This window comes from Dickeya sp. CFBP 2040 (genome assembly GCF_012273755.1).
Classification (GTDB): domain Bacteria; phylum Pseudomonadota; class Gammaproteobacteria; order Enterobacterales; family Enterobacteriaceae; genus Dickeya; species Dickeya poaceiphila.
In genome coordinates, this window is record NZ_JAAVXH010000020.1 from 14,829 (window position 1) to 27,507 (window position 12,679).

At 54.7% G+C, this 12,679-nt stretch carries 10 protein-coding genes; 6 read left to right on the top strand and 4 right to left on the bottom strand.

Going from position 1 to position 12,679, the window contains the following annotated elements:
* Window positions 1-311 precede the first annotated feature (311 nt).
* From dps to Dpoa2040_RS02290, 5 genes are all read left to right on the top strand, one after another.
* The gene (gene dps, locus Dpoa2040_RS02270) at window positions 312-815 is read left to right on the top strand and encodes a DNA starvation/stationary phase protection protein Dps (protein WP_168640138.1); all 504 of its coding nucleotides are present in this window, start codon (window positions 312-314) and stop codon (window positions 813-815) included.
* Window positions 816-1,348: 533 nt separating this feature from the next.
* Window positions 1,349-2,095, top strand: coding sequence for a glutamine ABC transporter substrate-binding protein GlnH (glnH, locus tag Dpoa2040_RS02275; RefSeq protein WP_168640139.1), 747 nt, complete (start codon window positions 1,349-1,351; stop codon window positions 2,093-2,095).
* Between the two features lie 121 nt (window positions 2,096-2,216).
* Window positions 2,217-2,876 carry a glutamine ABC transporter permease GlnP gene (glnP, locus tag Dpoa2040_RS02280; RefSeq protein ID WP_042870036.1) on the top strand — a complete coding sequence of 220 codons (660 nt, stop codon included), beginning with the start codon at window positions 2,217-2,219 and terminating at the stop codon, window positions 2,874-2,876.
* Window positions 2,873-3,595, top strand: a complete 723-nt coding sequence (gene glnQ, locus Dpoa2040_RS02285) for a glutamine ABC transporter ATP-binding protein GlnQ (protein WP_168640140.1) — start codon at window positions 2,873-2,875, stop codon at window positions 3,593-3,595. Before glnP ends, glnQ begins: the two co-directional genes overlap by 4 nt.
* A 192-nt stretch (window positions 3,596-3,787) precedes the next feature.
* Window positions 3,788-5,488, top strand: coding sequence for a fibronectin type III domain-containing protein (locus Dpoa2040_RS02290; protein ID WP_168640141.1), 1,701 nt, complete (start codon window positions 3,788-3,790; stop codon window positions 5,486-5,488).
* A 133-nt stretch (window positions 5,489-5,621) separates the two neighbouring features.
* Here the strand turns inward: Dpoa2040_RS02290 and Dpoa2040_RS02295 are convergent, their stop codons facing one another.
* From Dpoa2040_RS02295 to dinG, 4 genes are all read right to left on the bottom strand, one after another.
* Window positions 5,622-6,890, bottom strand: a complete 1,269-nt coding sequence (locus Dpoa2040_RS02295; protein ID WP_168640142.1) for a phosphatase PAP2 family protein — start codon at window positions 6,888-6,890, stop codon at window positions 5,622-5,624.
* A gap of 254 nt (window positions 6,891-7,144) precedes the next feature.
* A complete protein-coding gene (locus Dpoa2040_RS02300; protein ID WP_168640143.1) occupies window positions 7,145-9,010 on the bottom strand; it encodes a M3 family metallopeptidase in 1,866 nt (621 codons plus the stop codon).
* A 34-nt stretch (window positions 9,011-9,044) separates the two neighbouring features.
* Entirely contained in the window at window positions 9,045-10,013 is a 969-nt protein-coding gene (gene ybiB, locus Dpoa2040_RS02305; protein WP_168640144.1) for a DNA-binding protein YbiB, read from the bottom strand.
* Between the two features lie 223 nt (window positions 10,014-10,236).
* Window positions 10,237-12,342 carry an ATP-dependent DNA helicase DinG gene (gene dinG / locus Dpoa2040_RS02310; RefSeq protein ID WP_168640145.1) on the bottom strand — a complete coding sequence of 702 codons (2,106 nt, stop codon included), beginning with the start codon at window positions 12,340-12,342 and terminating at the stop codon, window positions 10,237-10,239.
* Window positions 12,343-12,544: 202 nt separating this feature from the next.
* Between dinG and Dpoa2040_RS18310 the strand changes: the two genes are divergently transcribed.
* Window positions 12,545-12,652, top strand: a complete 108-nt coding sequence (locus Dpoa2040_RS18310) for a membrane protein (protein ID WP_012770198.1) — start codon at window positions 12,545-12,547, stop codon at window positions 12,650-12,652.
* Window positions 12,653-12,679 lie beyond the last annotated feature (27 nt).

Below are 12,679 nucleotides of genomic sequence, written 5' to 3' on the forward strand. Positions count from 1 at the left end.
TCCCGCTAAATTATTTAATGCCTGACAGACGCATTCGGGAAAACATTGCATAAGAAATATCCAGTCATCACCTGATAATTCCATACCAAAAGATTGTAACTTAATAAAAAAATAACCTTTTATCCTGGCTATTTTTTACTGCTGTATCCAGACGCTAAATAACATATACAGAAGTGTTGTTTTTCACTGTCTGAGGCTATCCCTGTAATAGACCGAACTAAGCATCTTCCGCACATTCAGGTTGCTATAATTCGTTCCGTTGACAGCCAAAATCATTATCAGCAATAACGGAAATTAAAGAGGATAATACAATGCGTACAGCTAAACTGGTAAAAGCAGCTTCCGCTGATCTTATTTTCACCCGTAACGATCTGGACGATAACGTTAAAACCTCGACTATCGCCCTGCTAAATCAGTTGGTCGTGGACTTTACCGATCTGTCGCTGATGACTAAACAGGCGCATTGGAACATGCGCGGAGCAAACTTCATCGCCGTACATGAGATGCTGGATACCTTCCGCAACTCACTGATGACTCATCTGGACACCTTCGCCGAGCGTGTGGTGCAACTGGGCGGCGTGGCAACCGGCACTGTCCAGGTCATTCACCAGAAAACGGCGTTGGGTAGCTACCCGCTTACCATTCACAGCGTGCAAGACCACCTGAAAGCGCTGGCAGATAGCTATGCCATCGTCGCTAATACGGTTCGCAAGGCCATCAGTCAGGCGCAGGACGAAGATACCGCAGATATGCTCACTGCCGCATCCCGCGATCTGGATCAATACCTGTGGTTTATCGAAGCCAACATCGAATAGTTCATCAACGATGACCGGCGGTCGAACCGCCGGATTTCTCCGGCCAGATTTCAGCACTTCCCACTTTCTGATTGCATCTATGCTATTTTCCGCCATTTTTACCCTGCCAGACACATTGAGATAATATGCATTTTTTCTGCATCGCCACGCAAATCGCTTGCATCCACGCCACAAAATGAACAAAAAATTAGCGCTTGTTAGCAATATTCCTCCTTGAACGTAATCAACGGTTGTGTACCCTGCACAATTCAGTTATTCATAGCAACGCACGCTATAGGATTTCCTGATGGCTGCGCGATAAGAATTAGCGGGTCTACCCGTCCTGTTTTGGCAACGACTCCCCCTGTTTTCTCCACAGCACCTTGCATGTCAGTGCGGCGGCTAATAACAACTGATGTCGGATAATCGGCCTCATCTCTGTATGCCAAAGCCGATGCAACACCATTCTCAATGGTGGCAGGCAACCCATGGTGGCAAGTAGCCAACGGTGTAAAACAGCGGAATACATAACCAACGAGAGGAAGGACGTTTTGATGAAATCATTATTTAAAACTTCACTGGCAGCACTGGCGCTGGCCTTCAGCCTGTCTGGCCAGGCCGCAGAGAAACCGCTTACCGTAGCGACCGATACGGCATTCGTGCCATTTGAATTCAAACAAGGTGACAAGTATGTCGGTTTTGACATCGACCTGTGGGATGCCATCGCTAAACAACTGAACCTGAGCTACACCCTGAAACCGATGGATTTCAGCGGCATCATCCCGGCACTGCAGACTCGCAACGTAGATTTGGCGCTGGCAGGCATTACCATTACTGAAGAGCGCAAACGCGCAATCGATTTCTCAGACGGTTACTACAACAGCGGCCTGCTGGTAATGGTGCGCGCCGACAATCAGGACATCAAAGGCGAGCAGGATCTGAACGGTAAAGTGGTGGCGGTGAAGAGCGGTACCGGCTCGGTCGATTACGCCAAAGCCAACCTCAAAACCAGGGAACTGCGCCAGTTCCCGAACATCGACAACGCCTACCTGGAACTGGGTACAAACCGTGCCGACGCCGTGTTGCATGATACGCCAAACATCCTGTACTTCATCAAAACTGCGGGTAACGGCAAATTCAAAGCCGTAGGCGATTCTATCAAAGCACAGCAGTACGGCATCGCGTTCCCGAAAGGCAGCGATGATCTGCGCAACAAGGTGAACGGCGCGCTGAAAACCCTGCGCGATAACGGCACCTATGCCACCCTCTACAAAAAGTGGTTCGGTACTGACCCGAAGTAATAGGTTTAATTAACAAATCGTAGGTTGAATAGAAATAACAAGCTGAATAGCTTCTACGGTGCCGCCGGTCAGTCCGTGCGGCACCTTGCTATGGTAGCGTTATTATTGCTGGAGAATGTTCATGCAGTTTGACTGGAGTGCCATCTGGCCGTCTATCCCTCAGTTGCTGGAGGGAGCCCAAATGACTCTGCTGATTTCCGTGCTGGGTTTATTGGGCGGCCTGGTTATTGGTGTCGTTGCGGGATTTGCCCGCGTCTATGGCGGGTGGCTATCCAATCGCGTCGCGCTGGTCTTTATCGAAGTTATCCGTGGCACTCCCATGGTTATACAGATAATGTACATCTACTTCGCCATCCCGATGATATTGACGTCAGTTCGTATCGATCCTGTTACCGCAGCCGTCATCACTATCATGATTAACTCAGGTGCCTACATCGCCGAAATTACTCGTGGCGCGGTGCTGTCTATCCACAAAGGCTTTACCGAAGCCGGTCTGGCGCTGGGGTTATCACACCGCGCAACATTACGTCATGTGATTACGCCACTGGCATTACGCCGTATGTTGCCTCCTCTGGGTAACCAGTGGATCATCAGTATCAAAGACACATCATTGTGTATCGTCATTGGTGTCTCTGAATTAACGCGTCAGGCACAGGAAATCATCGCAGGTAATTTCCGCGCATTGGAAATACTGACTGCTACTGCGATTATCTATCTGGTAATTACACTCGTTCTTACCATTGGAATGCGCTGGCTGGAAAGAAGACTGAAGATTATATGATTGAATTCAAAAACGTATCGAAACACTACGGTCAAACCCAGGTACTGCACGACATCAACCTGAACATCAAACAGGGTGAAGTCGTGGTGATTATCGGGCCGTCTGGTTCCGGCAAATCCACCCTGCTGCGCTGCATCAACAAACTGGAAGAAATCAGCAGCGGCGAGCTGGTGGTAGACGGCCTGACCGTCAATGACCCCAACGTGGACGAACGCCTGATTCGTCAGGAAGCCGGCATGGTGTTCCAGCAGTTTTATCTGTTCCCGCACCTGACGGCGCTGGAAAACGTCGCCTTCGGCCCGATTCGAGTGCGCGGCACCAGCAAGGCCGATGCTGAGAAACTGGCGCGTGAACTGTTGGCCAAAGTGGGGTTGGCGGAACGCTCGCACCACTATCCGTCCGAACTGTCCGGCGGTCAGCAGCAACGTGTGGCTATCGCCCGTGCGCTGGCGGTAAAACCGAAGCTGATGCTGTTTGACGAACCTACCTCGGCGCTGGACCCGGAACTGCGTCACGAAGTGCTGAACGTGATGAAAGACCTGGCTGAAGAAGGCATGACCATGGTGATCGTGACCCACGAAGTGGGATTCGCCCAAAAAGTGGCTTCACGCCTGATCTTCATCGATAAAGGTCGTATTGCCGAAGACGGTCATCCGGATGCGTTGATTTCCAATCCGCCCAGTGATCGACTGCGCGAATTTCTGCAACACGTTTCCTGATGGTTCCCTGACGGCAGCTCTGACGGGCTGTCGTCAACGTTCCGACCACGCGACATAGCATCAGAATATTCCGAGAATAAATCCAACCGGTTTGGCATTTTTTACTGCTTCCTATACGCTGCGCGATGCGTGCATCAACCATTCCCGATATTGCATTAAATCAATACGTTATCAATTCACCAGGATATATACATGAAAACCACCCGTTATCGCCTTTCCCGACGCCGATTCAGCGCCCTGATGGGTGTCATGCTGTTCAGCGCATACGGGTTTGCTGACGACACGACCAGCGCCGTCAACACACAACGCTGCGCGGGTTCTGTCGCATCGACTGCCCACGCCACATTTGATAAGGGCGATCAGAATCTCGCCTACCCCAGGATCAATGGCCTGTACCAGCGACCAGCAACGACTGGCGTCACGCTGGTCGGTAATAACGACGGTGAGGCCAATAAATACGTTGAGCCGATTAAAGGCTCAAAAGAAGGGAAATATCTCCTGTTACATGCCGGTGAGCACCTGACTCTGACAGGTCAGGGATACTTTTTGATGCATTGGGAATTAAACTATTTCAACCGTGGCGGTACCCTGCTGGCGGAAAACGCACCGTTGGTGACGACCACGCAGGGTTTCATCAAAAAAGTAGCGTTAACTGATCGTTACGCGCCGGATTATCGCCTTGATGGTATACCTGGCCGCTCTGCCGTGTGGAACGCCGGCATCCAAACCAGCACCGGCAACCCGATGGTTCCGTTTACCGTTGGGCCACCGGCCAACAACGGCGAAATCATGCCCAGCCTGTGGCTCAACGAGATTTTCTATTTGGACGGCACCGTCACCCTCACCCAACGCGAAGGCCCGGTGGATTACGATATCAGCATCACCCCGCTGACGCTGACCGAGGTGAACAACCGACTGGCGGCAACGCGCCATCGTATCAACGCCGCCACGCTGCGCAACGGCATATCGCTGGACCCTTACACCGGTGAGGATACACCGCCCTCCTCGCCAGATAGCCTGACTGCCGGCGTTATTTCCAGCTCGGTAGTACAACTGGACTGGAATGACTGTTCAGATAATGAACTCGGCTTCATCGTCGAATATTCCTATGCCGGTACTTTCGGCGACGGCGCTTATGACACCACACCCCGTGCCTACGATGCGGGCGCAGTCTACACCAGCGCGGAATCGCTGGGACCAGGCGCCACCTCGGTGAGCGTGGGGACGCTGGCACCTAACACGACCTACGCGTTTCGGGTCAAAGCCTACAATCAGGCCGGAGACTCCGCTTATTCCAACGTGGTTACCGTAACCACACCGCCTGCTTCCCCGCTAAGCAGCAACTGGAAGCAGCAGGACATCGGCAAAACCGATACGCCCGGTGTCGCCACTGAAGATCAGGACGTGATTGCACTGGAAGCACACACCGGCGATATGTGGGGCGCTGCCGACAACGTCAATTTCGTTTATCAGCAGTTGAAAGGCGACGGCAGCATTACCGCACGACTGATCGACCTGCGTTATAGCGATCCTCAGGCCAAAGCGGGTGTGATGATGCGCAACACGCTCTCCGACAGCAGCGCTTACATGCTGACAGGGTACACAGCATCATCCGGCGCGATGTCGCAATGGCGCAGCAAAGACGCCAGTGCTACCGGCAACCGCGGTGTGTTCGCCAAATCCGAAAACGGCAGCCAACCTACCTGGCTGCGCGTAACCCGCGATGGCAACACGTTTATCTCAGCAGTTTCTGACGATGGGCTGACCTGGACCACCTTAAATAAGCAAATCAATCAAAACATGAACGATACGCTGTATGTCGGACTGGTACTCTCGTCACGCAACAATAGTAACGGCAAAGTCAGTTTCGATAACGTCAGCATCGCGCACTAGTCACGCAGTTGGGTTAGGTTGCCCTTAACACCAAAACCCAAATACCAAAAAAAGAGAGAGAGGCGCTAACCCCGCCTCTCTTCACTGCTCTTTTATAACTGCTAGTTATGCGTTTCCGTTCAGGCAAGAACGTCTACTTCTTCGCTGCTGCCACCGCATCATGTAGGTTCAGGCGCTGCCAGAAATTCGCCTCCCCCCCGCCGGCAGACAGCGGATAACCGTCGGCAATCGCGGTTTTTACCATCAAGGCACGACGTTGGGTGGCGCTCAATTGCGGCAACGGTCCTTCCAGCAGCACTTCCGCCCCTTCCGGCACCTTAACCGACTGGGCTTTCACCTTTGCCATTGGCAAGTTGTAGGTCATGGTGTAACGATAGAACGACGTCATCGCCGGGTCGGTGTAAGGATCGTTTTTGCCCTGTGGTTTGGCGCATTCGGCAAGCGTGGTACCACAGGCTTTTTCCAGCGCGGTACGCAACTGGGTTTTGGCCTCGTTGAACAACACGCGGTATTTCGGGTCATTCAGGAAATACGCCACACTGCGTTCAGCCGCCATGCGACCGCCAATCACATCCAGCGGATAATGCACCCCCAGCACCAGACGGGAATAACCGTAGGTAGCCGCTCTGTCAATCAGCGGCACGAAACGTTCCGGCAGCATCTGCGCCAGCAACAACGCATCGTTATAACCACTATTGGTGTGGCCGCTGGGGAACGAACCACCCGCTGCCGTGTAGCGAACGTTATCCACTACCACAGCGGTATCCGGCACCAGATGAATGCTGTTGCCCGGTTGTTTGAACGGACGTGGGTAGTTAAAGGCGTTTTTCGCCGCCGATGTGCTGACGTTGGTCGCCTTGATCAGCGCAGCAGCCTTACCGATTTCGCCTTTCTGATAAACATCGAGAAACGCCTTGCCCAACTTCGGTCCCAGCGCTTCTGCCAGCGCGTACAAATAGCGGGTGTTTTCCGCATCAATCAGTGCTTTCTGGCGCAGCGGCAGGGTAGATTCCAGATTGATGTGCTCAACCGTCGCCAGGTTTTTCTGCAACACCGACGCCGGCAGAGTACGAAACCCATCCAGCAGTTTCACGCTGGCCTGCTGCTGACCTTTAGGGTTGAAAACGTAACCAGTCGCTTTCAGCCATTTCATATCACCCTGCGGTTCGCCCTGATCAGGCGCGTTGTCCAGCACCGCACGGGTCAGCTTTGGGGCGCTTCCCTGCAAGGCTTTTTGCAGATATTGCTGCACCCGTTGCTGCATCTCGATGACCGGGGCGCTATTGCTGGCCTCAGTGGTAGTTTGCAGCAACGGCAGTGGGGAATCGCTACGGGAAGCCGCCTGCGTCTGGACTGTCGCCAGTGAGCAAGCCACGGTTATAAACGCGTAGGAATAGCGCATGGTAGGTCCTTTTTATTGTTACGGATTATCGGCAAGGATAGGAAACCGCATCAGCCTAAGCGCTGCTGATGACAACTCGGTGAAACTTTTTTAATAACAGGTACTTTGATTACCAATGTCGCCAAACAGTATAGGCGCGGGTTCCCCCGGCGCGAGAGAACTGTACCGGTTTAGCAATACAAAAACGTGATGGAGGCGCAACATCTGAAACAGATAAAACAGACGCCGTGGCACCGCCACGGCGTCTGAAATTCTCAGGCATGAATCGGGTAAGTGTCTTCAATTACACGGGCGAATGCCTGACACAGGGCATCATCGCCGTATTGATTGTCAGCCAACACGGTATCGCCATCCACCACCTGAATATGGGCGTTGAGGGAGAAATCCGCCGCGGGTTGCGGGCGCGCCATAGCTGCAGCGATGGTTGCCTGCGCCTGTTGCCACGCTTCTTCCACCGTCAGGTTGCATTCACGCGCCAGATAGTCTGGGTTGAATCCTTCGCCGGTCAGGCTGCGTAAGGTTTCATCGTGGCTCAGGCTATTGCCGGGCTGCCAGTAATGGCGCGTCAGGTCCGGACCAATCGCCGGGTTATCCGTCAGATAACCATCACGCTGCAAGAAGAAATGGCGCGTTTGCTCTACCGCCATCATCGCCAACAGGTACCCTTGATAGGAACAGGCCGATTCCATCGACAGCAAATGCGGAATCGCCATGGTCGGGCGCGGGCTGCCGCTAATGCCGAGAATGCGCTGTTCGGTATCCCGCGCCAGCTGCAAAATCGCCTCCGGGGTACGCGCCTCGTCATCCATGCAGTACAACTGCCATTCGAAATACGGCACCAGCAAAATATGGCGTTCATTGAAAGCCCGCATTGGCTGACGAGCGCGGATATCCGCCTGAATCAATGCATCCGGCATCGGCTCTCCTTGTGCGTTATGCGCATAACGCTTCAGCCAGTCGGCATCCTGCAACAGGCTGTCGCAGAACATCGACTGAGTTTCTGCGTAGGCCATTGAGGTTGGCGGAAACTCCTGCGCAAAACAGGGCGCATTCTGGCGGATATTAGCGAAATGCGCCGCGTGGCCGCCTTCATGGAACAACGTATTGATGCCGTTAGCGCCGCTGCCGATCTGATCCGGCTGCGCCAGGCTGGTGAAATTGATACGTGCGGGCAGCCACTGACCCTGATCGACAAACGGCGGCACCGGCTGATGCATAAAGCCGTTTTCATATTTACCTTTGCGCACCAGCAGGTCGAGCTGCATCTGTGCGCCGCTGAAATCGATATGCAGACGTTTGAAGCTATTGACCCAACGAGACAGCGAGGCAGAAAACGGAAAGTACGGATCCAACTGACGGGTGACATCGCCGGTACTGGCATAACGCACGTTCCACGGCTGTAACGCTTCCTCGCCCTTTTCCGCCGCCAGTTGACGCAGGCTGCGCCGGTTGGCGTCGCGGGTCTGCTCCTCAAAACGGTCAAGAATGGCGAACAACTGTTCCGGCGTCATCCGCTCGGTCTTGTTCACCTTGTAATCAAAGTAGTTGCGATACCCCATCTGGCGAGCAAAGCGGTTACGCAGGCTGACCAGCGCCGGAAATCCGTGATTAACCAGCCACTGTTCCAAATCGCGCAGCGCCTGCTGTGAACTACGGCGGTATTCCTCGTTATCATTGGTGGCCTGATTAGTCAGCAATTCGCCCAGCGAGGCGGAAACGCGCTCGCCCTGCTCATTGAGATGGGTGGGCTGATAGGTTTTACGGCGGGAAAACAGGTCATGCTCGGCGGCAATCAGTTCATCCATCAGCGCCTGTGCCTGTACATCTTCAATTACATTGCAGTCAAAAAAGCGATACCAGCCGCGTAATCCGTGCAGCAGCGCGTCACGCGCTTCGCCAGCAGGCGCGGCTTCGACGTCGGCAATGTGTTGCCGTAGTTCGGCCAGCCGGGATGATTGCGAGATAAAACGTTTCCAGGCGCTTTCCGCCTCAGCAAAACGCAAGGAAACGGTTTCGTCGCCGGTTCCCATATAACGCTGCCAGAAGAGATCCTCTTTCGCTTGGTGCACCGCCAGATAATCGCGGTTCAGGGCGTCAAAATATGCCTTAGCCTGTTGCATGTGGTTGTTCCTTACTTATTGTTAGTCGTTATGATCAACCCAGTCGTTTTCGTATCGTTGAAGCAGCCTGTTCCATTGAGGCCGCTTCACCCGTTCCGACCAGACAGCACGCCAGTTGCAGACGAATCGCCTGTGGTATCGGCTGTTCGCCTGCCAGACAAGCCTCCGTCCAACGGGCGGTGGTGACGGCATCCTTCGCTGACGGCAGCGCGTCGCTTGCTACCGCGATATCCTGACGTGCTTGCAGCATGTCCTGACGCTGTTCACGGATGAAATGTATTTCCGGGCAGCGCTGCGGGTTAGCATAGACCTCGCCTTCGGTGCCGTGCATCAGCAACGCACGACCATCAATATCCTGAAAGAATCTGCCGACCCGACCGACATATTCCGGATGCGACACGCTCGCTAGTCGCAGCGCCTCGGCGTCGCCAAACGGCGTGGCCAGCTTGGCCAGTGTATGGGCGCTGTTGCGCACCCCCATGCGCCAGCGCAGATCTAACTGACGCTCAATGGCGGGGCACAGCAGCGACACCGGTATGAATATCGGTTCGCCTTGATCAAGCCGCTGCTGCGCTTCCTGCGCCTGCTCCACCGGCGTAATGCCCAGTTCACGAAAAATCGACTCGCTGGTTACACGGGTTGGATCGTGGCTCACGCCGTGCACCACCACCGGCAACCCCAGCCGATGCAGCAACAGCGCCAGTAATGGCGTCAGGTTGGCCTGTTTGCGAGCGCCGTTATAGCTGGGAATGACCACCGGCATCGGGCTGCCAGCCGGGGCGCACAGATGCAAGGTCTGTTCGCTCATCGCCTGATAGAAACCACGCATTTCCGCTTCGGACTCGCCCTTAATGCGAAATGCGATCAACAACCCGCCCAGTTCCAGCTCAGGCACCTGATCATGCAGTATTTGAGCATACAGTTGATAAGCAGTGTCCTGCTCCAGATCGCGCGCATGATTTTTGCCGCGGCCAACCTCTTTAATGATTCGGGTGTAATCCATGATGTGCTCTCATTGATAAGGCAACGGTTAAGCAGTGTTCATAAACCGGGCGAACTGATAACGCCCGTCATAAAAGGATAATTTGTCTGGAAACATAGCATGAATTGGTCACAGGGGAAGTGTGAAAACGCCGCTGCCGCTGCGGAAACGGCGCGGCAGCGAAACTCCATCAACCGTTACCGCTTGCTGTTGGGGGTGCAGATAACCTGACGTACACAGTTCGCTACTCACCGTCCGGCATGGCGCGCTGTTCGATAGGAAATACAGGTAACGCGGCCAGTAACTGAGCGCCGTAGCCTTTGGTCAGCAAGCGGCGGTCGTAGATGACGATTTCACCGAAACAATCATGGCTACGAATCAACCGGCCAACCTGTTGAATCAGGCTAAATGAGGCGCTCGGCAAGCTTTGCACTACAAACGGATGACGCTTGAGGCTTTTCAGCCACTCGCCTTCAGTGAGGACAAGCGGGCTGTCTACCGGCGGAAACGCAATCTTGTGGATATGCACCTGCGACAGCAGCTCACCCTTGAGATCTAATCCTTCCGCGAAGGATTGCAGGCCGATCAACACGCTGGTCTGCCCTTGCTGCACCCGCTGACGGTGCAATTCCACCAGCCGGTAGCGCGGCTGATCGCCCTGCACCAGCAGCATCAACCGCAGATCCGGCACTTCGGTCAGAAATTGTTGCATCGCCCGTTGACTGGCGAACAGCATCAACATGCCTTTGTGGACATCCCGCTGCAATTCGGCGCGGAAAAACCGCGCCATCTCGGCGATATGTTGAGCTTCATGCGCGATCAGCGGTTCATGGCGCATACGCGGGATCACCAGCTTGCCCTGCTCGCGGTGATTGAACGGTGAATCCAGCGCGATAAAGGTATCGCCCTCCTCTTCATCCAGCCCGGACAGCTCTTTCAGGCGGGAAAAGCTGTTGAGCGAGCGCAGCGTCGCCGAGGTGACCACCACGTGCGACAGATTGCGCCACAGCAACCGGTCCAACTGGTCGCATACGCGGATACCGGCGCAGTGAAAATAGAGATGCAGCTGATTATCGCGCCTCTCCCGCAGCAGCCATTTCGACACCGGCGCATTAGAGGATTTCTCCAGCGCTGCCAGCCGCCATAGTTTGCTCTGCGCGTCCCAGTAACCGTTCAGGCGGCTGATGCGCAACATCGCCTGATGCAGCTTGACCACATCATGCTTGCCGGTTTTCTCCGCCAAATCATTGAGCAGGTATTCCGCCAACCCACGCAGGCTATCAGCCAGTTTGCATAGCCGGTTGCAGCACTCACGCATCTCTTCCGGCAGTTCCCCCATCGGGAAACGGTAATCGGCGTCCGGCTGGGCAGGCGGCAAAAACAGGCTGCTCAGGCGCTCGAACAGTTGCAACTGTTCCCGAACCTCGCCGCAGTGATCGCCCAGTCGGTCGGGCTGCATCAGTCGCGGCGGCGATTTGGGCGGAAACTGCGCCAGACACAATCCCACCTGCTGAATCAATTGATCCATCTGATGTTGCACCGCGTTGACCGTCACCTCACCGGACATCTCCAGCGCGTCGCGCGCTACATCTGGCACGTGGTGGCCTTCATCCAGCACCAGAAGCATGTTTTTGGCCTGCGGCAGTACCGAATCGCTCTCCATCGCAGCCATCACCAGCGCGTGGTTGGTCACCACCACATCGGCGTCTTCAATTTCCCGACGGGCCAGAAAAAACGGGCATTCGCGGTAATAATGGCAGTTACGCCCCAGACAGTTGGCCTTGTCGGTGCTCAGACGCTGCCACAGCGCATCGCTGACTGACTCCTGACAGTGATCGCGCAGCCCGTCCCAGGCATAGCTTTGCAGCGCCTGCTGTAGCCGGGCGCTGGTGGTTTGCTCTTCACGGCTCGATGGCAGGTGATCATCCATAAACAGCATCAAATCGCCCTGCGCCGATGCTTCGGTCGCCATCGCCGCCAGATTGCGCGGACAAACATAGCGTCCACGGCCAAACGCCGCAGTGAATTTCAGTTCAGGAATAAACTGGCGCAGCAATGGCAAATCTTTATTAAAGATCTGGTCCTGCAACGCCACGTTGGCGGTGCTGATCACCAGCGTTTTCAGCTCTGCTCGCCCAACAGCGATGCCGGGAATCAGATAGGAAAGGGTTTTACCTACGCCCGTCGGCGCTTCGATCACCAGATGACGCGGATAGTCGCCTGCCAGCGCTTTCGCCACTTCGGCGATCATCTGGCGCTGTGGCGCACGGGAAACAAAATCGGGAATCTGCTGTTGCAGCGCTTTATACCATTCGCCAATCTGCTGCTTTAACGCGGGGGTAAGGGTCATGCCGTCTCACTGTGGTTCAATCTGGCCGGTATTGTCCCACAGACTGGCGGCAACGTCAGCCACCATGATTGTGACGTTGTCACTTTACCTTATGCGTTGGCACCTTGACGCTGACAGCGGCGGCTCGGCTTGTATCCGATGACAGAGACTCTATAATCGCCGGAACCTGACCATTACCGGAACGGAACAAAAGGATAACCGGATGAATATTAAAAAACTGGGGGTTGTCAGCCTGTTTGCGCTCTGCGCATTAGGCGGCATTGGCGGCGTGATGCTGGTGGGGTATATCATTATCGTGCACGGCGGCTAACGGCAAACCGGCCAGTTCCGGCTACCC

Excerpts from the sequence above, each read along its gene's own strand:
- dinG (WP_168640145.1), bottom strand. The coding sequence starts at position 12,342 with ATGACCCTTACCCCCGCGTTAAAGCAGCAGATTGGCGAATGGTATAAA.
- glnP (WP_042870036.1), top strand. The coding sequence starts at position 2,217 with ATGCAGTTTGACTGGAGTGCCATCTGGCCGTCTATCCCTCAGTTGCTG.
- ybiB (WP_168640144.1), bottom strand. The coding sequence starts at position 10,013 with ATGGATTACACCCGAATCATTAAAGAGGTTGGCCGCGGCAAAAATCAT.
- Dpoa2040_RS02295 (WP_168640142.1), bottom strand. The coding sequence starts at position 6,890 with ATGCGCTATTCCTACGCGTTTATAACCGTGGCTTGCTCACTGGCGACA.
- glnQ (WP_168640140.1), top strand. The coding sequence starts at position 2,873 with ATGATTGAATTCAAAAACGTATCGAAACACTACGGTCAAACCCAGGTA.
- Dpoa2040_RS18310 (WP_012770198.1), top strand. The coding sequence starts at position 12,545 with ATGAATATTAAAAAACTGGGGGTTGTCAGCCTGTTTGCGCTCTGCGCA.
- dps (WP_168640138.1), top strand. The coding sequence starts at position 312 with ATGCGTACAGCTAAACTGGTAAAAGCAGCTTCCGCTGATCTTATTTTC.
- Dpoa2040_RS02300 (WP_168640143.1), bottom strand. The coding sequence starts at position 9,010 with ATGCAACAGGCTAAGGCATATTTTGACGCCCTGAACCGCGATTATCTG.
- Dpoa2040_RS02290 (WP_168640141.1), top strand. The coding sequence starts at position 3,788 with ATGAAAACCACCCGTTATCGCCTTTCCCGACGCCGATTCAGCGCCCTG.
- glnH (WP_168640139.1), top strand. The coding sequence starts at position 1,349 with ATGAAATCATTATTTAAAACTTCACTGGCAGCACTGGCGCTGGCCTTC.